The sequence below is a fragment of the Pseudomonas sp. WS 5503 genome (genome assembly GCF_012985385.1).
GTDB classification, from domain to species: Bacteria; Pseudomonadota; Gammaproteobacteria; order Pseudomonadales; family Pseudomonadaceae; genus Aquipseudomonas; species Aquipseudomonas paracarnis.
The window spans coordinates 19,733-44,410 of the sequence record NZ_JAAQWI010000007.1; the positions used below are offsets into that span (position 1 = coordinate 19,733).

Here is a 24,678-nt window from a genome sequence, read left to right on the forward strand (position 1 = left end):
GTACTGATGTATGCCAGCAAAAGTAGTGGTAATAGGCAGCTTGAACATGGACCTGGTCACCCGCGCCAGTCGCTTGCCGCGTGCCGGTGAAACCCTGATCGGCCAGACGTTCTCCACTGTGCCCGGCGGCAAGGGCGCCAACCAGGCTGTCGCCTCGGCACGTCTGGGAGCGAGTGTCGCAATGGTGGGATGCATCGGTACCGACGCCTATGGCAGCCAATTGCGCGATGCGCTGTTGTTGGAAGGGATCGATTGCCAGGCAGTCAGCACGGTGGACGGCTCCAGCGGTGTGGCGTTGATCGTGGTCGATGACAGCAGCCAGAACGCCATTGTCATTGTGGCCGGCAGCAACGGTGAGCTGACGCCTGCGTCGCTGCGAACGTGTGACGCTGTGCTGCAGGCGGCAGACGTGATCATCTGCCAGCTTGAGGTGCCGATGGAGACCGTTGGGTATGCGCTCAAGCGGGGTCGCGAGCTGGGCAAGACCGTCATCCTCAACCCGGCCCCGGCAAGCGGACCATTGCCCGCTGACTGGTATGCCTCGATCGATTATCTGATCCCCAATGAAAGCGAGGCCAGTGCTCTCAGCGGCGTAGCGGTCGACTCCCTCGACAGTGCCAAGGTCGCCGCGACCGCGCTGATCCAGGCGGGTGCTGGCAAGGTCATCATTACCCTGGGCGCCCAGGGCGCGCTGTTTGCCGACGGCAAGAGCTTTGAGCACCTGGTGACGCCGAAGGTCAAGGCGGTGGATACCACCGCTGCTGGCGATACCTTTGTCGGTGGCTTTGCCGCCGCGCTGGCCGCGGGCCAGAGCGAAGCCGAGGCGATCCGTTTTGGCCAGGTGGCGGCGGCGTTGTCAGTGACCCGTGCCGGCGCTCAGCCTTCCATTCCTACGCTGCACGACGTACAAGGTTTTGTGCCCGCATGAAAAAGACACCTTTGCTGAATATCGCCCTGTCGCGCGTGATCGCGTCCCTGGGCCACGGTGACATTCTGGTCATCGGCGATGCCGGCCTGCCGGTACCTCCCGGCGTCGAATTGATCGACCTGGCACTGACCCAGGGCATCCCGGACTTCATCAGCACCTTGCGCATCGTGCTTAGCGAAATGCAGGTGGAAAGCCATGTTCTGGCAGAAGAGATCCTGCTGAAACAACCGCCCGCGCTGACCGCGCTAAATACGCTCACAGAGCAGGCTGCACTGGGCGAGCGACGCCTGCTCAGCCATGACCAATTCAAGCAATTGAGCCGCAATGCCCGCGCTGTGGTGCGCACTGGCGAGTGCCAGCCGTACTGCAATATCGCGCTGGTGTCCGGCGTAACGTTCTAGCGTCCCCCCTATGACAAGGAGTGCTTTATGCAACGTGGTCTACCTACCCTGAAAAACCTGTTCCGGAGTGTTCTGCTTTTGTCCGCGCTCACTGCTGCAAGCGCCCAAGCGGCGGAAAAAATCGACCTGATCATCGATACCGACCCGGGTGCCGATGACGTGGTGGCCTTGCTGTTCGCCATGGCCTCGCCGGAGGAGTTGAGCATTCGTGCGCTGACCACCGTCGCCGGCAATGTGCGCCTGGACAAGACCTCCCGCAACGCGCGCCTGGCGCGCGAGTGGGCAGGTCGCGAGGACATCCCGGTGTACGCAGGTGCGCCAGCGCCGTTGTTGCGCAAACCGATCTACGCCGAGAATATCCATGGCAAGGAAGGCATCTCGGGCGTCACGGTGCATGAACCGAAAAAAGGCCTGGCCGAAGGCAATGCCGTCGACTACCTGATCAAGACCCTGAGCAGCGCCAAGCCGCACAGCATCACCATCGCCATGCTTGGCCCGCAGACCAACCTGGCACTGGCGCTGACTCAAGCGCCCGAAATCACCCAGGGCATCAAGGAAGTGGTCGTGATGGGCGGCGCCCACTTCAACGGCGGCAATATCACCCCAGTGGCCGAGTTCAACCTGTTCGCCGATCCGGTGGCGGCGGAGATCGTGCTCAAAAGCGGTGTGAAGTTGACCTACCTGCCGTTGGACGTGACCCATAAAGTCCTCACCAGCGACGCCCGCCTGAAGAAGATTGCGGACCTGAACAACAACGCGAGCAAGGTCGTCAGCAGTATTCTGAATGAGTACGTCAAAGGCGATATGGAGCACTACGGCATTCCGGGTGGCCCGGTCCATGACGCTACTGTGGTAGCGTACCTGCTCAAGCCTTCGCTGTTCAGCGGTCGTGAGGCCAATATGGTGGTCGACAGCCGCGAAGGCCCGACCTTCGGCCAGACCATCGTCGATTGGTATGACGGCCTCAAGCAGCCGAAGAATGTGTTCTGGGTTGAGAATGGCGACGCCCAGGGCTTCTTCGATCTGCTGACCGAGCGCCTGGCGCGTCTGAAGTAAGTTAGCGGGGCGGCGCTCGTCGCCCGGTTCTATTCGCGCTCTTGGGCGCCCATGTAGTCGGCCGGGTATTTCTCGAATATCTGGCCGATGAATGCTTGCGCCGCCTGGGTGCCCAGTTCCTTGACCAACAGGTCGATACCAATGATTGCCAGTTCTTCCGGGCTTCCGGGGCTGTAGGAACTTTGCCCTTGGGGCCACTTGGCTTTGATGTCGGCTTGAAGCGTTACGGTGGTCATGGAAATCTCACGGGCTGAAAAATGCGGGGGCAATGCACTGGAACGCCGTTCCAGAGGGGGGCAGTTAAGCATTTTGTACGGCATTTGGCACTGCTACTTAGGCATGAAGCGGCGGCTGTGCGACACTGTTGGCCTGTTAAATGGCCGGGAAACACCGCGTGCAAATCGATTTGAGCAAGCCCGACAACCTGACGCTGGACGCCGTGCGCCAATTGCTTGGCAGCGCCAGTGACGACGAACATACCCAGTTGCGGGTAACCAAAGAAGGCATCGCCTACATTTCTTCCGGCGTAGTCGGTGGGGCTGATATCGCTGGCCTGGTGTTTCGCCTGGAGACCTGGGCCAAAGGTTCCGGCTATGTCGGCAACGTGGCGGCCAGCGATGAAGTCTGGGTCATGCAGATTTTCAACGCGCTGAAGCAGAATTGGCCTACTCCTTCGTCGGACTACATCGATATCTACTGAATACGTTCATATCTAGTCACGATTCACCAAGCGATTGCAGGCCGTGACTCAGGCAGACTTGCCCACAGGCGGTTAACGTCTTGAAACCAATCGCTTTGAATGCTGTCGCACGATCTCTGTCCACTTTTTATCATAGGAGGCTTCATGCCTTGGAAGCTCGCATCATTCGGTACTTTGTTGGCTGCGCTCGCGTTGGCGGGTTGCAGTACCCCGGGTGCCTCTGAGCCAGGCAAAGCTGCCACTGTGACCGATTCCGGTCATAGCCGCTGTGAGTCGAAGGCCGCAGAGTTCGCCATCGGCCAGAAAGCCTCGCCCCAGTTGCTGGAGCAAGCACGTACGCGTGCTGGCGCGCAGAATGCACGCATCCTCAAGCCCAACGACATGGTCACGCTGGAGTATCGCTCTGACCGCCTGAACCTGAACACCGACGACAATCTGGTGATCAACCGGGTTAACTGCGGCTGATACGGCTTTTGCATCGCCCATAAAAAACCCCGTCACATGGACGGGGTTTTTTTAGCTCAGCGGAGAATTACTCGCCGCGAACCTGTGCAGCTTGCATACCCTTTTGGCCTTTCTCAGCCACGAAGGAAACGGTTTGGCCTTCTTTCAGGCTTTTGAAACCGTCGCTTTCGATAGCTTTGAAGTGTACGAACAGGTCGTCACCGCCACCTTGAGGAGTGATGAAGCCGAAGCCTTTTTCATCGTTGAACCATTTAACGGTGCCGGTTTGGCGATTAGACATGGTGTATCTCCAAGAAACATATATTTTCAGTAGTGCTGTGCTGCTCAGGCCAACTGGGCACACAGGGCTATCATAGTCGAAATGTTCGGCTTGGGAGCCCCCCCAAGGCACTGTTTGCTAATCAATCGCTTTGCGTTTGATCCGTTGTTCGGCTGAAAGCCCCGATTTACGGGGCTTCGCGACGAAATATCAGCTGTTAAAAAAAGCCGTAAAACCTGCATAATTTGTGTGAAATGGCAGTTTTCAGGCTGTTTTTTCAGCGAAATGACCGTCGAATCGTCAGCCAATCTTACTTTTTCTTCACCACTTTGCAGGACGAAATAGCCGCGACTGCTTTGTTTTTAAGCTCCGGGCTGGCGTTCTGGTTGGTCATCAATTCCTTGATCTCGGCAGTGCTCAATTCGGCATTGATCTTGTCAGCGCCACATTCACAGTGGGCTTTGGCAGTTTTGACGTCCACGTTCTGGCTGGCTGCGGCACTGCAGTCGTTGACGAAGGCGTCACGGGCGCCAGCTGGCCAGTTGGAAGGGGCTGCAGCCTGCGCGCCGAGGGAAAGGAGGCTCAGGGTAGCGGCGACAGCGAGGGTAGAGGTAAAACGCATCATGGGATGCTCCTTTGGGTCGAGGACGAACGGCGATTCTCAGTGGCTTTGAGGCCCTGCGTACAGCTCAAGTTCACTTTTGCAGCTATAAAGCCATGAATTGCTCTTTACCCAGCGCTTGGCCGACGCGATGACCGTTCATCTGTGCTAGCATCCTTGCCTGGCTATTTCCGGGCGCGCCATTTGCCGCCTTGCCAGGTTCTTTTTGTTCACTCCAGTCACTCTGGTTCGATTATCGGTTGGCCGAAAGGCTCCTGCCGCTGTAAGGCAGGCGTTCATTATTGAGCGGCCTGGTGTTGGATCTTGTACTGGCTCATCCCAACCCACGTGACCTTTGGTAGGGGTCACCACTAGGAGAGGAGGCGCCATGCCAACTATTACTCTTCCCGACGGCAGTCAGCGTTCATTCGATCATCCGGTTTCCGTAGCCGAGGTCGCCGCATCCATTGGTGCTGGCCTGGCCAAGGCCACCGTGGCCGGCAAGGTCGACGGCAAGCTGGTTGATGCCAGCGACCTGATCACCAGCGACGCCAGCCTGCAAATCATCACGCCCAAGGATCAAGAGGGGCTGGAGATCATTCGCCACTCTTGCGCGCACTTGATTGGCCATGCGGTCAAGCAACTGTATCCAACCGCCAAGATGGTGATCGGCCCGGTCATTGAAGAAGGCTTCTATTACGACATCGCCTATGAGCGTCCTTTTACGCCGGACGACCTGGCGGCCATCGAGCAGCGCATGCACGCGCTGATCGAAAAAGATTACGACGTCATCAAGAAAGTCACCCCGCGTGCCGAAGTGATCGACGTGTTTACTGCACGTGGCGAGGACTACAAGCTGCGTCTGGTAGAAGATATGCCGGACGAGCAGGCCATGGGGCTGTACTACCACGAAGAATACGTGGATATGTGCCGTGGCCCGCACGTGCCGAACACGCGCTTCCTCAAATCGTTCAAGCTGACCAAGCTGTCCGGTGCCTACTGGCGCGGTGACGCCAAGAACGAACAGCTGCAACGGATCTACGGCACGGCCTGGGCTGACAAGAAGCAACTGGCCGCCTATATCCAGCGCATCGAAGAAGCTGAAAAACGCGACCACCGCAAGATCGGCAAGCGGCTGAACCTGTTCCACCTTCAGGAAGAAGCGCCGGGCATGGTGTTCTGGCACCCGAATGGCTGGACTCTGTACCAGGTGCTTGAGCAGTACATGCGCAAGGTGCAGCGCGAAAACGGTTACCTGGAGATCAAGACTCCCCAGGTGGTTGATCGCAGCCTGTGGGAGAAATCCGGGCACTGGGCCAACTACGCCGACAACATGTTCACCACCCAGTCGGAAAACCGCGACTACGCCATCAAGCCGATGAACTGCCCGTGCCACGTGCAGGTATTCAATCAGGGCCTGAAGAGCTACCGCGAGTTGCCGATGCGCCTCGCCGAATTCGGTGCCTGCCACCGTAACGAACCATCGGGTGCGCTGCACGGCATCATGCGAGTGCGTGGCTTCACACAGGACGACGCCCATATCTTCTGCACCGAAGAGCAGATGCAGGCCGAGTCCGCAGCATTCATCAAGCTGACCATGGACGTTTATCGCGATTTCGGCTTTACCGAAGTCGAGATGAAGCTGTCCACTCGTCCGGAAAAACGCGTCGGTTCCGACGAACTATGGGATCGCGCCGAAGCGGCATTGGCTGCTGCGCTTGACAGTGCGGGCCTTGCGTACGATCTGCAGCCGGGTGAGGGCGCGTTCTACGGTCCGAAGATCGAGTTCTCGCTCAAAGATTGCCTTGGCCGTGTCTGGCAGTGTGGTACCCTGCAGCTCGATTTTAACCTGCCGATCCGTCTGGGAGCCGAATACGTCTCCGAAGACAACAGCCGTAAACACCCGGTTATGCTGCACCGGGCGATCCTCGGTTCGTTCGAACGGTTCGTCGGTATCCTGATCGAGCACTACGAGGGCGCGTTCCCTGCGTGGCTGGCTCCGACCCAGGCAGTGATCATGAATATCACTGATAAACAGGCAGATTTTGCCGCTGAAGTTGAAAAAACTCTCAACGAAAGCGGATTTCGTGCCAAGTCCGACTTGAGAAATGAAAAGATCGGCTTTAAAATCCGCGAGCATACTTTGCTCAAGGTTCCCTATCTTTTGGTTATCGGAGATCGGGAAGTCGAGATGCAGACTGTCGCTGTGCGTACTCGTGAAGGTGCTGACCTGGGCTCGATGCCCGTCGCCCAGTTCGCTGAGTTCCTCGCGCAAGCGGTTTCCCGGCGTGGTCGCCCAGATTCGGAGTAATTATTATTAAGCGTGAAATGAGACAAGATAAACGAGCTGCACCGAAAGCCCCGATCAACGAGAATATCTCGGCACGCGAGGTTCGGTTAATTGGCGCTGATGGCGAGCAGATTGGCATCGTCTCGATTGATGAAGCGCTTCGTATTGCAGAAGAGTCCAAGCTGGACCTGGTGGAAATCTCCGCCGATGCAATCCCACCTGTTTGTCGGGTGATGGACTACGGCAAATCTATCTTCGAAAAGAAGAAGCAGGTTGCCGCAGCGAAGAAGAACCAGAAGCAGATTCAAGTAAAAGAAATCAAGTTTCGTCCAGGGACGGAGGAAGGGGATTACCAGGTAAAACTGCGCAACCTGGTACGTTTCCTGAGTGATGGGGACAGGGCCAAGGTATCCTTGCGATTCCGCGGCCGTGAGATGGCCCACCAGGAGCTGGGGATGGAACTCCTCAAGCGGGTTGAAGCTGACCTGCTGGAGTACGGTTCGGTCGAACAGCATCCTAAGATGGAAGGACGCCAGCTTATTATGGTCATCGCCCCGAAAAAGAAGAAGTAATCAACAGGGCACGGCAGGCCTTCTGATTATGTTTATCAACTGAATGCGGAGTACCGAACATGCCAAAGATGAAAACTAAAAGTGGTGCTGCTAAGCGGTTTCTGAAAACTGCTAACGGCATCAAGCACAAGCACGCTTTCAAGAGCCACATCCTGACCAAAATGTCGACCAAGCGTAAGCGTCAACTGCGCGGTAGCAGCTTGCTGCATCCGTCTGACGTGGCAAAAGTCGAGCGCATGCTGCGCCTTCGTTAATTTTGGTTCAAGAATAGAGGAAGTAACTCATGGCTCGTGTAAAGCGTGGCGTCATGGCCCGTAAGCGTCACAAAAAAATTCTGAAACTTGCTAAAGGCTACTACGGCGCGCGTTCACGCGTATTCCGTGTTGCCAAGCAAGCGGTAATCAAGGCAGGCCAATACGCCTACCGTGACCGTCGTCAGAAAAAACGTCAGTTCCGCGCTCTGTGGATCGCTCGTATCAACGCCGGTGCACGTGTTAACGGTCTGTCCTACAGCCGTTTCATCGCTGGCCTGAAAAAAGCGTCCATCGAAATCGACCGTAAGGTTCTGGCTGAACTGGCCGTGAACGAAAAAGCGGTGTTTGCTGCGATTGTCGAGAAAGCTAAAGCCTCCTTGGCTTAAGTACCCCCGACAGTCACCCTGGGCTACTCCTGTGGCCCAAGGTGGTAAACGTCATAAATAGGGGAAGAGCCTTCAAGCTCTTCCCCTATTTTGTATCTGGAGTCTGTACATGGAAAACCTGGACGCGCTCGTCGCCCAAGCCCTTGAGGCTGTGCAAAGCGCTGAAGATGTAAATGCCCTGGAGCAAATCCGGGTTCACTACCTTGGCAAGAAAGGTGAATTGACTCAGGTGATGAAGACCCTGGGAAGTCTGCCCGCTGAAGATCGTCCGCAAGTCGGTGCGCTGATCAACGTCGCCAAGGAGCGTGTCACAGAGGTTCTCAATGCGCGCAAGGCGTCGCTCGAGGAGGCCGATCTTGCGGCCAAGCTCGCCGCCGAGTCCATTGACGTGACCTTGCCTGGTCGTGGCCAGGCGTCGGGCGGTCTGCATCCGATCACCCGGACTCTGGAACGTATCGAACAGTTCTTCACCCACATCGGCTACGGCATTGCCGAAGGCCCTGAGGTCGAAGACGACTACCACAACTTCGAGGCGCTCAACATCCCAGGCCATCACCCGGCCCGGTCGATGCACGACACCTTCTATTTCAACGCCAACATGCTGCTGCGCACCCATACCTCGCCGGTACAGGTCCGCACCATGGAAGCGAACAAGCCGCCGATCCGCATTGTCTGCCCAGGCCGTGTGTACCGTAGCGACTCGGATATCACCCATTCGCCGATGTTCCACCAGGTCGAAGGCCTGCTGGTTGATCGCGATATCAATTTCGCCGACCTCAAAGGCACCATCGAAGAATTCCTGCGGGTGTTCTTCGAAAAAGAGTTGGCGGTACGTTTCCGTCCTTCGTTCTTCCCGTTCACCGAGCCATCCGCTGAAGTCGACATGGAATGCGTGATGTGCAGCGGTAAAGGCTGCCGTGTGTGCAAGCAGACCGGCTGGCTGGAAGTGATGGGCTGCGGCATGGTTCACCCCAACGTGCTGCGCATGTCCGGGATCGATCCAGAAGAGTTCTCGGGCTTTGCCTTCGGCATGGGCGTTGAGCGTCTGGCCATGCTGCGTTACGGCGTGAACGACTTGCGTCTGTTCTTCGACAACGACTTGCGGTTCCTCGCGCAATTTCGCTAGTCGTAACGAATCTTTAGGAGAGCAGGATGAAATTCAGTGAACAATGGCTGCGTGGCTGGGTAAGCCCGCAGGTAGATCGCGACGAGCTGGTTGCTCGTCTGTCGATGGCCGGTCTTGAGGTCGATAGCGTTACGCCGGCCGCCGGTGTTTTCAGTGGTGTGGTGGTGGGCGAGGTGTTGAGCACCGAGCAGCACCCTGATGCCGACAAATTGCGTGTGTGCCAGGTCAGCAACGGCTCGGAAACCTTTCAGGTCGTGTGCGGAGCGCCTAATGTGCGCCCGGGCCTGAAGATCCCGTTCGCTATGATCGGTGCCCAGTTGCCGGGCGACTTCAAGATCAAGAAGGCCAAGCTGCGTGGCGTTGAATCCAACGGCATGCTGTGCTCCCAGGCCGAACTGCAAGTGGGTGAGGGCAATGATGGCCTGATGGAGCTGCCGGCCGACGCGCCAGTGGGTCAGGACATCCGTGTTTACCTGGAACTGGAAGACGCCAGCATTGAGGTCGACCTGACCCCCAACCGCGGCGACTGCCTGTCCTTGGCTGGCCTGGCCCGTGAAGTGGGTGCGCTGTACAACGCGCCTGTCACTCGTCCAGTGGTTGCTGCCGTGCCGGCGGTACATGACGAAGTCCGCTCGATTGAAGTATTGGCCCCCAACGCTTGCCCGCGTTACCTGGGGCGTGTGATCCGTAACGTGGACCTGTCCAAGCCAACGCCGCTGTGGATGGTTGAGCGCCTGCGTCGTGCCGATGTACGCAGCATCGACGCCGCCGTCGACATCACCAACTACGTGATGCTGGAACTCGGCCAGCCGTTGCATGCGTTTGATCTTGCCGAAATCAATGGCGGCATCCGCGTGCGTATGGCCGAAGAAGGCGAGAAGCTGGTGCTGCTCGATGGCCAGGAAGTCAGCCTGCGTGCCGACACTCTGGTCATCGCCGACCACGCTCGCGCCCTGGCAATTGCCGGCGTGATGGGTGGTGAGCACAGCGGTGTATCCGCGACCACTCGTGACGTATTCCTTGAAAGCGCGTTCTTCGACCAGATCGCGATCGCTGGCAAGGCTCGTTCCTACGGCCTGCACACCGATGCGTCGCACCGCTACGAGCGTGGCGTGGACTGGAAACTCGCCCGTGAAGCCATGGAGCGCGCTACCGGCTTGCTGCTGGAAATCACCGGTGGTGAAGCCGGCCCGATTACCGAAACTGTCAACGAACAGTACCTGCCGTCGATTGCACCGATTACCTTGCGTGCCAAAAGCGTTGAGCAGATGCTTGGCCTGGTCATCGAGCCGGCTGAAATCGAGCAACTGCTGTCTGCGCTCGGCCTGGGTATTTCCGCGGGTGGGGAAGGGCAGTGGCAGGTTGCAGTACCTAGCCATCGCTTCGACATCAGCCTGGAAGTCGACCTGATCGAAGAGCTGGCGCGCCTGTACGGTTACAACCGCCTGCCGGTTCGCTATCCGCAAGCACGCCTGGCACCGCAACCCAAGGCCGAAGCGCGTGCGCACCTGCCTGAACTGCGTCGTTTGCTGGTTGCCCGTGGTTACCAGGAAGCTGTGACGTATAGCTTCATTGATCCAAAACAGTTCGAACTGTTTAACCCTGGCGTTGAGCCGTTGCTGCTGGCCAACCCGATCTCCAACGATATGGCCGCCATGCGTTCGTCGTTGTGGCCGGGCCTGGTGAAGGCACTTTCCCACAACCTGAACCGCCAGCAAGACCGCGTGCGCCTGTTCGAAAGCGGTTTGCGTTTCGTCGGCCAGCTCGATGGCTTGAAGCAAGAGCCGATGCTGGCGGGTGTTGTCTGCGGCAGCCGTCTACCGGAAGGTTGGGCGCAAGGCCGTGAGGTCGTCGACTTCTTCGACATCAAGGCTGACGTGGAAGCGGTGCTGGGCTTTGCCGGTGCGCTGGACGCCTTTACGTTTGTATCGGGCAGCCACCCTGCCTTGCACCCAGGCCAGATTGCACGTATAGAGCGTGAAGGTCGCCTGGTAGGCTTTGTGGGCGCCATTCACCCAGAACTGTCGAAAACCTTGGGGCTGGACCGTCCAGTCTTCGTGTTTGAGCTAGTCTTGGCTGAAGTTGCGTCGGGCAAGATGCCTAAATTCAGCGAGTTGTCGCGCTTCCCTGAAGTGCGTCGCGACCTGGCCCTGATCGCCGACCGTGAAGTCGCCGCCACTGCTGTTCTGGATGTAATCCGTGAAAATGCAGGGGAATGGCTGACAGACCTCAGGCTATTTGACGTCTATCAGGGTAAAGGCATTGATCCGCATAGAAAAAGCCTTGCAGTTGGCTTGACCTGGCAGCATCCATCGCGCACTCTTAATGACGATGAGGTGAATACCACGACGCAAAATATCCTCACCTCGCTCGAACAAAGGTTGAACGCCACGTTAAGGAAGTGACGTATGGGGGCTTTGACGAAAGCTGAGATGGCGGAACGTCTGTACGAAGAGTTGGGTCTGAACAAGCGCGAGGCCAAGGAATTGGTCGAGCTGTTTTTTGAAGAGATCAGACACGCTCTGGAAGACAACGAACAGGTCAAATTGTCCGGTTTCGGCAATTTTGACCTGCGAGACAAACGCCAGCGGCCTGGCCGCAATCCAAAAACGGGAGAAGAAATCCCGATCACGGCTCGCCGTGTGGTCACCTTTCGTCCAGGGCAGAAGTTGAAGGCCCGAGTTGAGGCTTATGCTGGAACCAAGTCATAACGACGAGCTACCCGTCATCCCAGGCAAGCGCTACTTCACCATCGGTGAAGTCAGCGAACTGTGTGCGGTAAAACCGCACGTGCTGCGCTATTGGGAGCAGGAGTTTCCTCAACTCAACCCCGTCAAACGCACCGGGAACCGTCGGTATTATCAGCGCCAGGACGTGCTGATGATCCGACAGATCCGTGCGTTGCTGTACGACCAAGGGTTCACCATCAGCGGCGCACGTCAGCGTATGTCCGGTGATGAAGCCAAAGACGACACCACCCAATACAAGCAACTGATCCGCCAGATGATCTCCGAATTGGAAGATGTACTGGTGGTGCTGAAAAAATGATTCAAGCTTTAAAAATACTTCCACATTTCAAAAGCTTGCGGTATATTCCGGTTCGCTTCGTTAAGAAGCGAACCCAGTAACACGCCTAGTCGGGGCGTAGCGCAGTCCGGTAGCGCACTAGCATGGGGTGCTAGGGGTCGAGTGTTCGAATCACTCCGTCCCGACCATTATTCCTGAGTAAAATCAGACACTTAAGCCGATCAGATGGATCGGCTTTTTTGTGCCTGCGCAAAACCCGCGCAAACTATCCGGTGATTTCGCTAATATTCACGTCCGGCATCGCCTCGGACCAGATGATTTCCTCGTGATCTCGCTGGTAGTTTTTGGTCATGCCCTCACTCGCATGGCATGCGATCGTCTGCCCATCCTTCCCGGTTTCCTTCAGCACTCGCGTCAAATACCGCTCCTCAATCTGCGTCCAGTATCCGTTGTCTGTGCTTGCTTATGTTTCAGCCGGGCCGACTTGCAGTACACAAGGGTATGGTGAAAGGGCCATCTGGGCGAGCTGTCGGAGCGGGAGGCTAACTGCGCGCTGATGTGGCTCTATTAGAGCGGAACGTCCGGATCGATCAAGGACGTGGCACTGCGGCAGCGCAGACGCTACGCCTGTGTCACCACAACTTCTTCACGGGTGTGTCGTGTGATGCCCAGTCAGATACTGGGCGCTGCCCCAGGCTCCCTCCGAGCAGCACAAGCGCCTGACCAGCAAGTAGTAGTTCGCAACCCAGGATCAACAACACACCAAGGAATTGTCTGACGCCCAGCGTAACCAGGGCGCCTGCGCGACCAGCTTGCTATTGCTGATCTCCGGCTGGCTGTCAGTTTTCCTCTGGGATTCAGTCAGTGGCTGCAATGAGCTCACCACTCGTAGCTCAATTGGCATGGTTCATACAGCTGTCGAGCAAACTTGATCCCGCGAATATTCTAAGAATTACTGTCATAAATGACGACGCAAACAGAGCCGTAATAGCTCAGTGCGCGTGTCAGGCTTACGCGCGTGCGGTTACCCGTTGGCTGGGCTTAAAGGATTAATTGGCAGCTACCGGTGGCAAGGTAATTTTGATCAGCTGAGGTGCAAAAAATAAATTTATCAATGGGTTACGTAATTTCTTGAAATAAACAGCTGTATGGATGTACAGTTGTTGATGCGCCGATTTGGCGTAACTTAAATAATTACGAGGAGAAGCATGCCAATTTATAAAGATACCCCTTACGTTTTCACCCCCGACCCTGAAAATGACAACGGCCCTCAGATTCAGTCCTTGCTAAAAGCTGGCTACCGCTGGCTGCAAATCAATGGTCCTGAATGCCCAATTGGAACCACGGTCCTTCTCAACCGTGACGACAACTGGCCCTATAGCGGCCAGATAATCGAGCCGGCACCAGGCATCGACAAGGTGACAATTGACGTTTCTGGCGTTGGGAGAAATTCAGAACAGCCGACCGATCCTAGCTATGCCGGCATCGACTACCAGGGGAACGTGCGCCCGGGAAGCTACCTGACGGCTCCGGCATACGTAAATACCACTCAGATATCTGTCGCTGACACGACGCCTTATACAAATGGGTCGTGGATCGTGATCTCGGACGCATCCACAGACTTCGAGACCTACTCGATGCCGCTTGATGGGCCGCTCGAGGTGCGCCAAGTCATCTATGTATTGGCAGACTCTCTGATTCTTAACCGAGTTATAAAGCGTGATCACCCCGAGAACGCTATTGTTGCCTTGTGCGAACCCATCAAGAACGTTTACATTCGGAACCTCGAGTTCACCGGTAACGCCACTATCGGCCTGCACTTGCACTACGCGCAGCACTGTGTTTTCGAGAACATTACATCTGTAGATTGGACCGGCCGCTGCATGCTTTTGCTTGATAATGGCGGTGAGTACAACACTATTCTTAATAGTTACTGCACTGCGACGGAACCTGGTATTGAATCCGGTCAAACCGCATGGGGCGTAGTCATTGAAGGACAGGACTCTACCCGCGTGATCAATTCCGGCGGTGAGAACTGTGGTGTCGGGATGGGCATGAATTACAGTATTGATTGCGTGTCAATTAATGCGCGCGCGCAGCTCAATACAGTAAATGTTGGAGTTTATACATCGTCAATTCGGACTGGATTTCTCCGGCCCGCTGTTGAGGACGGGATTATTCTAGATACAGTGATCACGGATGATTGTGTGGATTGCTATATTGTCGAGCCACTACCTTTTTCGTGAATTTTTTTGTGAAAGGAAAGCCTGCAGAACGCGGGCTTTTTTATTGAGTAGATCTAGTGAACCTGCTTATCTGTGGTGACTTCCCTATGCTTGCGGCTATCCTTTTCCCCATACGATGAGTGGGATCTTCAACCGTCTTGTGGATGATCCATGAAATAAAAATAGTAACCGTCGTTTGGATGATCAGGGCAGGCATGGCCCCAATTCCATGGTCGATCATAATTCTCATGCCAACAAAGCCCAGTGCGCCATGGCAGGCATACAGCGGATAGCTGATGTTTGAAAAGAAAGTGAAGATAGGGCCGCCCGCCCAAGTGCTTGCAAAAAGATACATAACTGTGAAAACGGCAAAAGCCATAAAGTAGGCCGCTATTACTTCAAATGGCCATCCCTCGGTGAATCCACTGTAACCAAAAACGCATAGCATACTGATAGTGATGGCAAAGAGTTTTTCGCTGCTAATAAAACGCCGGTAGTGATAGTTGAATGCTACGCCAATCAGCATGAAGAAAATGTACTTTATCGGAAAAACGAAGGCGGCTAGCGCGCCGGCCTGGTGGATATTCCCCGGATAAAAGTTAGCCACCATCACGGTAGATACGCCTAGCACGAATAGAGGGAAAAGTTTCCCCCGGCTAATCATCGACCAGAACAGCAACACTACTAGATAGAATTTAACTTCAACCTCTAGCGTCCACACCACCCCATCCAGTGGCGCCGAGCTGCCGAACCAATCACGGAATAGGGACATCTGCATGAGCACCTGCGAAGTGGTATAGGGCGCGTTATTGCCCATATACGCGGCCGCTACGCTGAGGGCTCCAAGGGTGACAAGCAGGCCAACGGCGTACGTCGGCCAGATACGGAAAATACGTCCGATTACAAATTTTGTTTTTGCGAGAGCGCTTCCATTAAGGCTTGCGACAGAAATCGGAATGACCAAGCCGCTGATCAGAAAGAACAGGGCCACGCCAAAGCCGCCCATGTTCATGTTTCCTATAGGATTGAAGATTTCGAGCATCCAGGATGGGAATACAGGCTCAGTCAGGGGAAGCAGCCCGCCGTATGCGCCCTTGATGTAATTGAACATCAGGACGTAGTGGGCATTGACCACGCAGAGGGCGGCGATACCGCGCAAGGCGTTCGCAAAAGCAATCCTATGCATGATGATTCCTTTGTATTGCATTAATCGAGGTCCGTTCGAATCACAGTGACTGTAGACGTGTTTTGAAATTGCGACAGGGCATTCGGTAAATTTCGTTCGGCAGGACGCCGAGGGAGGGTGGACCGTTCCAGAACTAAAGGCGCCCCCTTGTAGAGTGCAGTCTTCAGGCCTGTCATTTCCTTGAGGTAATGGAGGGCTTTGCGCTTCGGTGGGGCGGCTTTTGAGAGGAGTACCAAAACTTGGAGGGTTAGCGGTTGCGCCAGGCTCGCCTGTCAACCGCCGCCGCCATCACCGCCGACGGAGCCAGCGCCATAATGGCTGTGCATGCCTACCAAGCCTACGGCACCGGCTATGCCGGCGTTAAATGACGTTGCGCAGCTTAATGAAGCGCGGGTGTTGCTTGAATTGTCGGCACAGAAAATTTAGAGACACTCTGAATCCAGTAGCGGCGGTATTTGGTCTGGTCGGGAGGTACAGGTTTTTGGCGAGACCATGAGTGTTCAGTGTTCAGCGCCTCTCGGTAAGCCTGCCATTCCTTTGCTTCTGCAATATCGGCTGCACTTTTTTGGTCATCGAACCAACCCAAAATGTACACCTCCCCTTGATCGGCTCCATGTTCTACGAGTAGGTAAATGTCTTTCATAATCTAAATCCGCTGAAGCGTTTCTCAATTTCCCGGTAAAGGGAGTTTGATCGGGTATCGGCCCAAACCCTGGTTAGTTTAGGTGGCTTTCACTAGCGCGTGTGCACTGTGAGAGGTTAATCCAGAGGAAGAGTCAGCTCACGGTCTTTGTTTCGTACGTTGCCCACGGCTGTGCCTACCTTAATGCATGAGGTCGACGGATCAGCCGCCCAAGGCAGCCTGGGTCAGTAGCAAGGCGAGGTTTTTATAATTGTGCTTGCTTGAAACGGCTGACCGGGCGCACCAAACCAAGGTTTTCGCGCAGTGTGGTGCCGGTGTATTCGCGCCGAAACAAACCGCGCCGCTGTAACTCGGGAACCACCCAGCGGGCAAAATCCTCCAGCCCGCCCGGCAAGTGCGGCACCAGAATATTGAAGCCATCCGCCGCACCTTCTTCGAACCAGCGCTGCAGTTCATCGGCGATCTGCAGCGGCGTGCCGATCAAGCTGTAATGACCGCGTCCACCGGCAATGCGTCGGCCCAGTTGCGCCAGCGTTAGTTGTTCGCGTTGGGCCAGTTCACTCAGCAGTTGCTGACGGCTGCGCTGTCCGCTGTCGGTCAAGGGTAGCTGCGGCAGCGGCCCATCCAGCGGGTAGCCGGACAGGTCGAAATTACCCAGCATGCGCCCCAGCAACGCCACTCCCACCTCGGGTTCGACCAGCGCCTGGAACGCTTCGAATTTGGCCTGGGCCAAGGCTTCGGTTTGCCCCACCACCACAAACACACCTGGCATGATTTTCAGCGAATCGGCCTCGCGCCCGTATTGGCCCAGGCGACCTTTGAGGTCGCCATAGAAGGCCTGCGCGTCGGCCAGTGAGGTCTGCGCGGTAAACACCACTTCGGCGGTCTGCGCGGCCAGTTCACGGCCGGTTTCCGAGGAGCCAGCCTGCACGATCACTGGCTGGCCCTGGGGCGAGCGCGCCACGTTCAGGGGGCCTTTGACCTGGAAGTGTTCGCCCACATGGTCCAGCACATGGCGTTTACTTGGTTCGTAATAGCGCCCGCTGGCCTTGTCGCGCACGAAGGCGTCGTCGTCCCAGCTGTCCCACAGCCCCGTCACCACCTGATGAAATTCCCGTGCGCGGCTGTAGCGTTCGGCATGCCCCAGGTGCTCGTCGCGACCGAAATTCAGCGCCTCGGCGGCGTTATCCGAGGTCACCAGGTTCCAGCCTGCGCGACCGCCGGAGAGGTGATCCAGCGAGGCGAATTTACGCGCCACGTGGTACGGCTCGTTATAGCTGGTGGTAGCGGTGGCGATCAGGCCGATATGTTCGGTCACGGCACTGAGGGCCGAGAGCAGGGTGAGCGGCTCGAAATGATCCGAGCGCGCCATCTGGCTGGCGACCTCGCCGGTGGCGGCGGCGATGCTGTCGGCCACGAACAGTGCGTCGAACTTCGCCGCTTCCGCCACCCGTGCCAAATGCTTGTAGTGGGCGAAGTCCAGGCCAGCGTTCGCCGGTACGTCGGGGTGGCGCCAGGCGGCCACGTGGTGCCCGGTAGCCATCAGGAAGGCGCCGAGTTTGAGTTGACGGCTCATGCTAGAAATCCTTGCGCAGTTGCACGCCGAAGTAACGCTCATCGTCACGAGGCACGGCGCGGTAGATGTAGTTGCCGCCGCTGGCTAGCAGCGGTGAGTAGGATTTGTCGGCGAGGTTCTTCGCCAACAGCGCCACGCGCCAGCCATTGGTGTAGTCGGCCAGGGCCACGCTGGCGTTCCAGATGCCGTAGGCGCCTTGTTTGGTGTTCAGGTTCTGGCTGATGTCGTACTGCACTTCGCTCTGCCAGCTGTAGTCAGTGCCCAGTTCGATATCCAGGCCGTTATCCAAGGGGATGCTGTAGTCGGCGCGCACGTAGCTTTTCCAGTCCGGGCTGAAGGGCAGTGGCTTGCCATTGACGTTGCAGGTTGCCGCTGCGCCTGGCGGGCACGCGAACTGATCGATGCGTGCCCGCGTATAGGCCAGTGCACCGGAGAGCTTGAGTTGCTGGGTGGCTTGCAACGCGTAATCGAGCTCGACGCCTTCGGTGCTGACGCTGCCGGCGTTGATCAGGCGCGTCACGACTTGGCCGGCGACGGTGTCGAAAAAGTTGGCCTGGTAGTTGTCGTAGTCACTGTGGAACACCGCCAGGTTGGTGGTCAGGCGGTTGTTCCAGGCCGTGGCCTTGATTCCGGCTTCCCAAGTATTGGAGGTCTCTGGCTTGAGCGCGTCGGTGTCGCGCGGCTGCATGTTGAAGAACACGTTGTAGGCAGGTCCTTTGTAGCCACGCGAGTAGGTGAGGTAGCTGGTGATGTTGTCGCTGAGGTCGTACTGGACACCCAGCCGACCGGACCAGCCGTCCTCATCCACCGAACCCGAACTTGATGTTGCCGGTTGGATGCCGCTGACGGTGGTGAGGGAGGTGGACACGCGGCGATGGTCGTACTTCAAGTCGTCATGGGTGTAACGCAACCCGGCGATGCCGCGAAAGCGCGAGGTGAAGTTGAGCGTGGTCTCGCCGAACGCCGCGTAGCTGTCGCTGGTGGTGCTGTAGTCGGCAATGCCTCGATCGACTCGCGTCGTGGTGGTGAGGGTGCGCTGATAGGTCTCTTCATCCTTGCCATGCATGTAGAACAGGCCGCCTACGTACTCAAGGAACTCACCTTTGGGCGAGGCCAGGCGCAGCTCTTGGGAGTACTGGTCGAACGCCAGGTCGCCTTTGTCGGCGGTGCTGGGGAACACGGCGGTGACCGTGCCGAGACGGTCGCCATCCTGATATTGAATGTTGTCCCAGCCGCGCCAGGCGGTGATCGAGGTGAGGGTATAGTCGCCCAGGTTCCAGTCCAACTGTGCCGACAGGCCCTTGTTGGTGTCTTGCACACGGCTGCGGGTATCGGTGTTGATATCGCGGTTGTCGCTTGAGGCGCGCACCGGCCTCAAGGCATTGCTGAACGCCGGGTTCAGGGACTTGCTGACCACACCATTGGGCGCGTCATCGTGGGACTGCATGTAATCGGCGATCAGGGTCAGCTTTACGTCGTCGTTGGGCGTGAACTCCAGCTTGCCGCGAACGCCCTTGTGGTTGTAGCCATTGACCTCCTGACCGTTATGGCGGTTGTCGACGTTGCCGTCGTAGCTGCCGAACAAGGTGCTGATCGAGCCTTTTAGTACCTCCGGTACCAGGCTGCCGCCGATGCCGAAGCGCGTGCGGCTTTCATTGCCGCTGTAGAACGACTGATCGATAAACCCGTGGGTCTGGGCCGTCGGCGCCTTGCTGGTGATATTCAGCACGCCGGCCGAGGCGTTCTTGCCGAACAGCGTGCCTTGCGGGCCGCGCAGTACTTCGATGCGCTCAAGGTCCAGCAGGTCGAGGGTGGCCTGGCCGGGGCGTGCATAGACCACGCCGTCGATCACCGTGGCCACAGTGGGCTCCACCCCAGGCGAGGTAGAAATGGTGCCCACGCCGCGCACGAACAATGAGGTGTCCTTGTTCGAAGCACCGGTGCGAAAGTTCAGCGATGGCACCTGCTGCGCGATGCTCGCCACCCCGTTGCGATTGTCACGCTCCAGTTGCTCGCCCTCAAGCACCGAGACGGCCACCGGGACTTTTTGCAGCGATTCTTCGCGGCGGGTAGCGGTGACTGTCACGGATTGGAGCGTGGGTTCCTGCTCATCAGCTGCAACAGCGCCGCAGACGGGCAAGGCGCTGAGGCCGGCCAGAAGCAACAAATGGGTGTGCCGTGGAAAGTTATGCATGCTGTGCCCGCTCGAAAAAATACCCTGGTCCGCTGCGGTTCTGCGACCGTCAGCGCCTGTGAACATGTCTTGGGCATTCGCTCGAGCGAGTAGCAGACAGCGCGCTTTGTTAGCGCTAACATCGGCATTATTGAAGCGGGCCGTTTAGAGCGTCAAATACTAAAAAATTAGTTTTATATTCCTTTTTTATAGGGCTATTTCGTGAGCGAACACCCACCGCGCAAACGCCGGGGCGCCGGACGCGTCACCCTGAACACCGTGGCACGCCAGGCCGGGGTGTCGGCCATTACCGTGTCGCGTTACTTCAACCAACCTGAACAGGTCTCGCCCGAGCGCCGCGAGCGTATCGCCGAGGTGGTGGCGCAATTGGGGTATGTGCCCAATCTAGTGGCCGGTGGCTTGGCCTCTGCGCGAGGCAAAATCGTCGCGATGGTGATTCCGAATATCTCGGGGCCGATTTTTGCCAATACGCTGCAGGGCTTCAGCGACACCCTCAGTCGTCACGGCTACCAGCTGTTGCTGGCCTCCAGCTATTTCAGCATCGAACAGGAGGAAAGTGCGGTGCGTGCCTTTCTCGGCTGGTCGCCGGCAGCGCTGGTGCTGACCAGCCGCTTTCACAGCCCTGGCACCGAGAAGATGATCACCGAGGCAGATATACCGATCGTCGAAACCTGGGACTACGTGCCGGAACGCGCACCGTTGCAAGTGGGTTTTTCTCATTATGAAGTGGGCGTCACCGCCGCTCGCTACTTGCATGGCAAAGGCTATCGGCGCATCGCCTTCGTACAAAACAGTGCAGTGGGCGACTTCAGCGCATTGGAGCGGCGCGATGGGTTTACCGCGACCCTCTCCGAGTTGGGTGTGCAGCCGTGGGTCTTTGTGCCGGACGCCGACCGTGCGCCCTTCGAAGCCGGCAAGCAGGCCATGGAAGCGCTGATGGGGCAGGCGGTCACGCCCGACGCGATTTTCTTCGCCAACGATAACCTCGCCGCCGGCGGTTTGCTGGCCGGTCAACGCGCCGGGCTGAGCATTCCCCAGGACTGCGCCGTATTGGGATTTGGCGACTACCCGTTTGCCCACATGTTGCTGCCCAGCCTCAGCACCCTCCAGCCACCCGCGTTGGAGATTGGTGTACTCGCTGCCACACGCGTCCTGCAAAGTCTGGGCGTATTAGCCACCGATGAAGTTAATCGCTTGAATCTTTTGCACTGTCAGTTAATTGAAAGAGAGAGCACCTGAATGACCCGCCGTTATGGCTAATTGCAACTAGTGGCTATTTGCTGCTAACGCTCTAAATCAGTGCATTGGGCAATGTTTTGTATTTAATTACCCCCTTATCCGGAACTAGGGCTATAACTTCCAGTCGATACACCCGGCTAACGCCTGCCTGGGCTATGGCGAACTAATGGCATTGTTCGGTAGTTCTAAATAGCCATACTTTTCGCAACGTTAGATATTCCTCAATGATGTCCTCAGCGCCCATCGATGCTTGCAAGATGCAGATCCCGCATACCGACCAGGTGTGCGCGTGGCTGATGCAGCACGCCGGGCTCAAAATCGCTGATCTGGAACGCGCCCAGCGTTTATCCACTGAGCCTGGCGACCTGCTCGGTTTACTCACGCGCCTGGGCCTGGTGTCCGAAGTCGAACTGGCTCGCGCGTGGGCCGATTTGCTGGATGCGCCACTACTGGTGGCCGACGCGGCGCCGCCGTTGCTCGACCCGCTTCCCGTGCTCACCGAGCGCTTTATGCGCCATTACCAGCTAGTGCCGATGGGTTGGCATCAGGGCGGGTTGCGCGTAATGGCCGCCAACCCGGCGCAGTGGTATCCGTTCCAGGCCCTGGCGTATGCCTGTGAGGTGCCGGTCTGGCTGGCCGTCGGTTCGCGTAATGAAGTCGAGACGTTGATCGAGCGCTATTACGGCCAGGGCCGTTCCGCCATGGGCAGCCTGATCGAAAACCTCGATGAGCGGGGCGGCGTGCTGGAAGACATCGAACACCTCAAGGACATGGCTTCCGAAGCGCCAGTGATTCGCCTGGTCAATCTGATCCTGCAGCGCGCCGTGGAACAGCGCGCCTCGGATATCCATATCGAACCCTTCGAAAACCAACTCAAGGTGCGCTACCGCATCGACGGCGTGCTGCACGACGCCGAAGCACCGCCTGCCAGTTCGTCGGCGGCGGTGATCTCGCGGGTGAAGATCATGGCGCGCCTGGACATCGCCGAACGACGCCTGCCCCAGGACGGGCGCATCATGCTGCGCATCCAGGGCAAAGCGTTGGACCTGCGGGTGTCCACGGTGCCCACCAGCTTTGGCGAGTCGGTGGTGATGCGCCTGTTGGACCGGCAAACCGTGCAATTCGATTTCCCCAGCCTGGGCTTTGATGGCCCGCGCCTGGCGGCCTTCCAGGATCTATTGGCGCGGCCCCACGGCATCCTGTTGGTCACCGGGCCCACAGGCTCGGGAAAAACCACCACGCTCTATACCGCGCTGTCGCAACTCAACACGGCTGAACGCAAGATCATCACCGTGGAAGACCCGGTGGAATACCAGCTTGAAGGGATCAACCAGATCCAGGTCAAGCCCGCCATCGGCCTGGACTTTGCCGGAGCGCTGCGCGCCATCGTGCGCCAGGACCCGGACGTGATCATGATCGGCGAAATCCGCGATCTGGAAACCTGTCGTATCGCCGTACAGTCCTCCCTCACGGGTCACTTGGTGCTCTCAACCCTGCACACCAACAGCGCCGCTGCGAGTATCACGCGCTTGCTGGACATGGGCGTGGAGAGCTACCTGATTGCCTCCACGGTCAGCGGTATTCTCGCCCAGCGCCTGGTGCGGCGCCTGGACCCGGCCACGCGCGTGGCCTTCCAGGCCCCGCCGGAATTGATCAAGGAGCACGGGCTGGATCGCCTGACCGAGCAGCGTCCGATCCTGCTTTACCGCGGTGACTATCACGGCCGCAGTGCCCTCACTGAGTTGTTGGTAATGAACGACGAGTTGCGTGGCCTGCTGATGGGCCACGCCGACGCCGCCAGCCTCGAGCACGCCGCCCGCCGCTCCGGTTTGCGCACCTTGTATGAAGACGGTTTGCGCCAGGCCCTGGCCGGTGTCACCTCCCTGGAAGAAGTGTTGCGTGTCACCCGTGGAGATGACGTGTGAGCCTGTTCAAGTTCCGCGCCCTGGACAGCCAGGGCGTGGCCCAGACCGGCACGTTGCAGGCCATTGACCAGGCGGCCGCTGTCGCTGTCTTGCAGCAGCGCGGGTGGTTGCTGCTGCACATCGAAACGGCCAGCAGCCCCTTGTTGCGCCAGGCGCACGGGCAGTTGAAGGGCGCAGCGCTGGTGAGTTTCACCCAGCAATTGGCCACGTTATTGGGCGCCGGCCAGCCCCTCGAACGCGCTTTGAACCTGTTGCTCAAGCAAGCCCGCCATCCTCAGGTGCGGGCCTTGATCGAGCGTATCCGCGACCAGGTCAAGGCCGGCAAACCGCTGTCGGCTGCGCTGGAGGAGGAGGGCGGCACGTTTTCCCCGCTGTACCTGAGCATGGTGCGCGCCGGTGAAGCCGGCGGGGCGCTGGAAGGCACCCTGCGCCAGCTCAGCGACTACCTGGAGCGCAGCCAGTTGCTGCGCGGCGAGGTGATCAATGCGCTGATCTACCCGGCGTTCCTGGTGGTGGGTGTACTGGGTTCCCTGGCGCTGTTGCTGGCCTATGTGGTGCCGCAATTCGTGCCGATTTTTCAGGACCTTGGCGTACCGATTCCACTGATCACCCAGGTGATCCTGGCGCTCGGCGAGTTCCTCGGCGCCTATGGCCTGGTGGTGCTGGCCGGGTTGTCGATCAGTGGGTGGATCCTGGCGGCGCGCCTGCGCGACCCCCTTCGCCGTGAGCGTTACGACCGTCACCTGCTGAGCATCCGCGTGATCGGCCCGCTATTGCAACGGGTGCAAGCCGCCCGCCTGACCCGCACCCTCGGCACGTTGCTCAGCAACGGCGTGGCGCTGCTGCCCGCGCTGGTGATCGCCCGGCAAGTCTGCAGCAACCGTGCGCTCCAGGCGCAAGTGGCGCTGGCAGTGCAACGGGTCAAGGGCGGCGGCACGCTGGCCGATGCGTTCGGTCGCCAGCCGCTGCTACCGGAGCTGGCGCTGCACATGATTGAAGTCGGTGAACAGGCCGGCGAACTGGACAGCATGCTGCTCAAGGTCGCCGACATCTTCGACGTCGAGGCCAAGCGCGCCATCGAACGCTTGCTCGCGGCACTGGTGCCGACCCTGACCGTGGTCATGGCGGTGCTGGTGGCGGTGATCATGCTGGCGATCATGCTGCCGTTGATGAGCCTCACCAGCCATATATGAACTTTCAAGGAGCAGAACCGATGAAAACCCGACACCGCCAAGGCGGCTTCACCCTTTTGGAAATGCTGGCGGTGATCGTGCTGCTGGGCATTGTCGCGACCATTGTGGTGCGCCAGGTCGGTGGCAATGTGGACAAGGGCAAGTACGGCGCGGGCAAGGCGCAATTGGCAAGTTTGAGCATGAAGATCGACAGCTACGCCCTGGACGTGGGGGCGCCGCCCAACAACCTGCAACAACTGCTCGACAAGCCGGCCAGTGCTTCCAACTGGTCCGGCCCCTACGCCAAGCCTTCGGAGCTGAAAGACCCGTTCGGCCACGGGTTCGGCTATCGCTTCCCCGGTGAGCACGGTGCCTTCGACCTGATCTTCTACGGCCAGGACGGCCAACCCGGCGGCGAGGGCTACAGTGCCGACCTGGGCAACTGGGAATAAC

Annotated in this window: 26 protein-coding genes and 1 tRNA gene; 19 read left to right on the forward strand and 8 right to left on the reverse strand. The window is 58.1% G+C overall.

What is annotated here, in order from left to right; translation table 11 throughout:
• Positions 1–10 precede the first annotated feature (10 nt).
• From rbsK to HBO10_RS18090, 3 genes are read left to right on the forward strand one after another with little or no spacing between them, the layout of a single operon-like run.
• Positions 11–928 (forward strand): ribokinase, encoded by a 918-nt coding sequence (gene rbsK / locus HBO10_RS18080; RefSeq protein ID WP_034128237.1) that lies wholly within the window; start codon positions 11–13, stop codon positions 926–928.
• Positions 925–1,329 carry a D-ribose pyranase gene (gene rbsD / locus HBO10_RS18085; protein WP_034128236.1) on the forward strand — a complete coding sequence of 135 codons (405 nt, stop codon included), beginning with the start codon at positions 925–927 and terminating at the stop codon, positions 1,327–1,329. Before rbsK ends, rbsD begins: the two co-directional genes overlap by 4 nt.
• Positions 1,330–1,356: 27 nt before the next feature.
• The gene (locus HBO10_RS18090) at positions 1,357–2,385 is read left to right on the forward strand and encodes a nucleoside hydrolase (protein WP_034128235.1); all 1,029 of its coding nucleotides are present in this window, start codon (positions 1,357–1,359) and stop codon (positions 2,383–2,385) included.
• A 29-nt stretch (positions 2,386–2,414) separates the two neighbouring features.
• On the opposite strand, the gene HBO10_RS18095 is transcribed toward HBO10_RS18090, so the two are convergent.
• Complete coding sequence (locus tag HBO10_RS18095) at positions 2,415–2,621, reverse strand: hypothetical protein (RefSeq protein WP_003192496.1); 207 nt, start codon at positions 2,619–2,621, stop codon at positions 2,415–2,417.
• Positions 2,622–2,779: 158 nt separating this feature from the next.
• On the opposite strand from HBO10_RS18095, the gene HBO10_RS18100 reads away from it, so the two are divergent.
• Positions 2,780–3,085, forward strand: coding sequence for a hypothetical protein (locus tag HBO10_RS18100; RefSeq protein WP_034128280.1), 306 nt, complete (start codon positions 2,780–2,782; stop codon positions 3,083–3,085).
• Positions 3,086–3,229: 144 nt separating this feature from the next.
• Complete coding sequence (locus HBO10_RS18105; RefSeq protein ID WP_034128234.1) at positions 3,230–3,550, forward strand: I78 family peptidase inhibitor; 321 nt, start codon at positions 3,230–3,232, stop codon at positions 3,548–3,550.
• Between the two features lie 67 nt (positions 3,551–3,617).
• Here HBO10_RS18105 and HBO10_RS18110 read toward each other — a convergent pair whose 3' ends face one another.
• Both HBO10_RS18110 and HBO10_RS18115 read right to left on the reverse strand, forming a co-directional pair.
• Positions 3,618–3,830, reverse strand: a complete 213-nt coding sequence (locus HBO10_RS18110; protein WP_003234260.1) for a cold-shock protein — start codon at positions 3,828–3,830, stop codon at positions 3,618–3,620.
• Between the two features lie 289 nt (positions 3,831–4,119).
• Positions 4,120–4,434 carry a hypothetical protein gene (locus HBO10_RS18115; RefSeq protein ID WP_019820908.1) on the reverse strand — a complete coding sequence of 105 codons (315 nt, stop codon included), beginning with the start codon at positions 4,432–4,434 and terminating at the stop codon, positions 4,120–4,122.
• A gap of 364 nt (positions 4,435–4,798) precedes the next feature.
• Here HBO10_RS18115 and thrS point away from each other — a divergent pair, with 364 nt between their 5' ends.
• The 9 genes from thrS to HBO10_RS18160 all read left to right on the forward strand — a co-directional run bounded on the left by thrS (position 4,799) and on the right by HBO10_RS18160 (position 12,253).
• Positions 4,799–6,721, forward strand: a complete 1,923-nt coding sequence (gene thrS, locus HBO10_RS18120; protein WP_003192490.1) for a threonine--tRNA ligase — start codon at positions 4,799–4,801, stop codon at positions 6,719–6,721.
• On the forward strand, positions 6,721–7,272 hold the full coding sequence (gene infC / locus HBO10_RS18125) for a translation initiation factor IF-3 (protein WP_015884933.1): 552 nt from the start codon (positions 6,721–6,723) through the stop codon (positions 7,270–7,272). Before thrS ends, infC begins: the two co-directional genes overlap by 1 nt.
• Positions 7,273–7,331: 59 nt before the next feature.
• Entirely contained in the window at positions 7,332–7,526 is a 195-nt protein-coding gene (gene rpmI / locus HBO10_RS18130) for a 50S ribosomal protein L35 (protein ID WP_002553160.1), read from the forward strand.
• A 29-nt stretch (positions 7,527–7,555) separates the two neighbouring features.
• Complete coding sequence (rplT, locus tag HBO10_RS18135; protein ID WP_003192488.1) at positions 7,556–7,912, forward strand: 50S ribosomal protein L20; 357 nt, start codon at positions 7,556–7,558, stop codon at positions 7,910–7,912.
• Positions 7,913–8,021: 109 nt separating this feature from the next.
• The gene (gene pheS / locus HBO10_RS18140) at positions 8,022–9,038 is read left to right on the forward strand and encodes a phenylalanine--tRNA ligase subunit alpha (RefSeq protein WP_169922046.1); all 1,017 of its coding nucleotides are present in this window, start codon (positions 8,022–8,024) and stop codon (positions 9,036–9,038) included.
• A 26-nt stretch (positions 9,039–9,064) separates the two neighbouring features.
• The gene (pheT, locus tag HBO10_RS18145) at positions 9,065–11,443 is read left to right on the forward strand and encodes a phenylalanine--tRNA ligase subunit beta (RefSeq protein WP_034128232.1); all 2,379 of its coding nucleotides are present in this window, start codon (positions 9,065–9,067) and stop codon (positions 11,441–11,443) included.
• 3 nt (positions 11,444–11,446) lie between these two features.
• Positions 11,447–11,749, forward strand: coding sequence for an integration host factor subunit alpha (gene ihfA, locus HBO10_RS18150; protein ID WP_002553164.1), 303 nt, complete (start codon positions 11,447–11,449; stop codon positions 11,747–11,749).
• A complete protein-coding gene (locus tag HBO10_RS18155; protein ID WP_003174972.1) occupies positions 11,730–12,086 on the forward strand; it encodes a MerR family transcriptional regulator in 357 nt (118 codons plus the stop codon). Before ihfA ends, HBO10_RS18155 begins: the two co-directional genes overlap by 20 nt.
• A 90-nt stretch (positions 12,087–12,176) precedes the next feature.
• Positions 12,177–12,253: transfer RNA gene (locus tag HBO10_RS18160), tRNA-Pro, on the forward strand.
• Between the two features lie 77 nt (positions 12,254–12,330).
• Here the strand turns inward: HBO10_RS18160 and HBO10_RS18165 are convergent.
• A complete protein-coding gene (locus HBO10_RS18165; protein WP_230633866.1) occupies positions 12,331–12,483 on the reverse strand; it encodes a hypothetical protein in 153 nt (50 codons plus the stop codon).
• 790 nt (positions 12,484–13,273) lie between these two features.
• Here HBO10_RS18165 and HBO10_RS18170 point away from each other — a divergent pair.
• Complete coding sequence (locus HBO10_RS18170) at positions 13,274–14,311, forward strand: hypothetical protein (RefSeq protein ID WP_034128231.1); 1,038 nt, start codon at positions 13,274–13,276, stop codon at positions 14,309–14,311.
• A gap of 40 nt (positions 14,312–14,351) precedes the next feature.
• Here HBO10_RS18170 and HBO10_RS18175 read toward each other — a convergent pair whose 3' ends face one another.
• From HBO10_RS18175 to HBO10_RS18190, 4 genes are all read right to left on the reverse strand, one after another.
• Positions 14,352–15,497 (reverse strand): acyltransferase, encoded by a 1,146-nt coding sequence (locus HBO10_RS18175; RefSeq protein ID WP_230633865.1) that lies wholly within the window; start codon positions 15,495–15,497, stop codon positions 14,352–14,354.
• A gap of 358 nt (positions 15,498–15,855) precedes the next feature.
• Positions 15,856–16,119 carry a hypothetical protein gene (locus HBO10_RS18180; RefSeq protein WP_080751120.1) on the reverse strand — a complete coding sequence of 88 codons (264 nt, stop codon included), beginning with the start codon at positions 16,117–16,119 and terminating at the stop codon, positions 15,856–15,858.
• Between the two features lie 244 nt (positions 16,120–16,363).
• Positions 16,364–17,695 (reverse strand): LLM class flavin-dependent oxidoreductase, encoded by a 1,332-nt coding sequence (locus tag HBO10_RS18185; protein WP_034128229.1) that lies wholly within the window; start codon positions 17,693–17,695, stop codon positions 16,364–16,366.
• A gap of 1 nt (position 17,696) precedes the next feature.
• The gene (locus HBO10_RS18190; protein ID WP_034128228.1) at positions 17,697–19,889 is read right to left on the reverse strand and encodes a TonB-dependent receptor; all 2,193 of its coding nucleotides are present in this window, start codon (positions 19,887–19,889) and stop codon (positions 17,697–17,699) included.
• A 201-nt stretch (positions 19,890–20,090) separates the two neighbouring features.
• Between HBO10_RS18190 and HBO10_RS18195 the strand changes: the two genes are divergently transcribed.
• The 4 genes from HBO10_RS18195 (at position 20,091) to gspG (ending at position 24,677) form a co-directional block, all read left to right on the forward strand.
• On the forward strand, positions 20,091–21,128 hold the full coding sequence (locus HBO10_RS18195; protein ID WP_169922047.1) for a LacI family DNA-binding transcriptional regulator: 1,038 nt from the start codon (positions 20,091–20,093) through the stop codon (positions 21,126–21,128).
• A 257-nt stretch (positions 21,129–21,385) separates the two neighbouring features.
• Positions 21,386–23,053, forward strand: coding sequence for an ATPase, T2SS/T4P/T4SS family (locus HBO10_RS18200; RefSeq protein ID WP_230633864.1), 1,668 nt, complete (start codon positions 21,386–21,388; stop codon positions 23,051–23,053).
• Positions 23,050–24,246 carry a type II secretion system inner membrane protein GspF gene (gene gspF / locus HBO10_RS18205; protein WP_034128226.1) on the forward strand — a complete coding sequence of 399 codons (1,197 nt, stop codon included), beginning with the start codon at positions 23,050–23,052 and terminating at the stop codon, positions 24,244–24,246. Before HBO10_RS18200 ends, gspF begins: the two co-directional genes overlap by 4 nt.
• Before the next feature lie 20 nt (positions 24,247–24,266).
• The gene (gene gspG, locus HBO10_RS18210; protein WP_087715863.1) at positions 24,267–24,677 is read left to right on the forward strand and encodes a type II secretion system major pseudopilin GspG; all 411 of its coding nucleotides are present in this window, start codon (positions 24,267–24,269) and stop codon (positions 24,675–24,677) included.
• Position 24,678 lies beyond the last annotated feature (1 nt).

Coding starts and splice junctions, on each gene's coding strand:
- rpmI (WP_002553160.1), top strand. CDS start 7,332: ATGCCAAAGATGAAAACTAAAAGTGGTGCTGCTAAGCGGTTTCTGAAA.
- HBO10_RS18155 (WP_003174972.1), top strand. CDS start 11,730: ATGCTGGAACCAAGTCATAACGACGAGCTACCCGTCATCCCAGGCAAG.
- rbsD (WP_034128236.1), top strand. CDS start 925: ATGAAAAAGACACCTTTGCTGAATATCGCCCTGTCGCGCGTGATCGCG.
- HBO10_RS18110 (WP_003234260.1), bottom strand. CDS start 3,830: ATGTCTAATCGCCAAACCGGCACCGTTAAATGGTTCAACGATGAAAAA.
- HBO10_RS18175 (WP_230633865.1), bottom strand. CDS start 15,497: ATGCAATACAAAGGAATCATCATGCATAGGATTGCTTTTGCGAACGCC.
- thrS (WP_003192490.1), top strand. CDS start 4,799: ATGCCAACTATTACTCTTCCCGACGGCAGTCAGCGTTCATTCGATCAT.
- HBO10_RS18200 (WP_230633864.1), top strand. CDS start 21,386: ATGCAGATCCCGCATACCGACCAGGTGTGCGCGTGGCTGATGCAGCAC.
- HBO10_RS18090 (WP_034128235.1), top strand. CDS start 1,357: ATGCAACGTGGTCTACCTACCCTGAAAAACCTGTTCCGGAGTGTTCTG.
- HBO10_RS18115 (WP_019820908.1), bottom strand. CDS start 4,434: ATGATGCGTTTTACCTCTACCCTCGCTGTCGCCGCTACCCTGAGCCTC.
- HBO10_RS18170 (WP_034128231.1), top strand. CDS start 13,274: ATGCCAATTTATAAAGATACCCCTTACGTTTTCACCCCCGACCCTGAA.
- gspG (WP_087715863.1), top strand. CDS start 24,267: ATGAAAACCCGACACCGCCAAGGCGGCTTCACCCTTTTGGAAATGCTG.
- HBO10_RS18180 (WP_080751120.1), bottom strand. CDS start 16,119: ATGAAAGACATTTACCTACTCGTAGAACATGGAGCCGATCAAGGGGAG.
- ihfA (WP_002553164.1), top strand. CDS start 11,447: ATGGGGGCTTTGACGAAAGCTGAGATGGCGGAACGTCTGTACGAAGAG.
- HBO10_RS18105 (WP_034128234.1), top strand. CDS start 3,230: ATGCCTTGGAAGCTCGCATCATTCGGTACTTTGTTGGCTGCGCTCGCG.
- HBO10_RS18190 (WP_034128228.1), bottom strand. CDS start 19,889: ATGCATAACTTTCCACGGCACACCCATTTGTTGCTTCTGGCCGGCCTC.
- HBO10_RS18185 (WP_034128229.1), bottom strand. CDS start 17,695: ATGAGCCGTCAACTCAAACTCGGCGCCTTCCTGATGGCTACCGGGCAC.
- rplT (WP_003192488.1), top strand. CDS start 7,556: ATGGCTCGTGTAAAGCGTGGCGTCATGGCCCGTAAGCGTCACAAAAAA.
- HBO10_RS18095 (WP_003192496.1), bottom strand. CDS start 2,621: ATGACCACCGTAACGCTTCAAGCCGACATCAAAGCCAAGTGGCCCCAA.
- rbsK (WP_034128237.1), top strand. CDS start 11: ATGCCAGCAAAAGTAGTGGTAATAGGCAGCTTGAACATGGACCTGGTC.
- pheS (WP_169922046.1), top strand. CDS start 8,022: ATGGAAAACCTGGACGCGCTCGTCGCCCAAGCCCTTGAGGCTGTGCAA.
- pheT (WP_034128232.1), top strand. CDS start 9,065: ATGAAATTCAGTGAACAATGGCTGCGTGGCTGGGTAAGCCCGCAGGTA.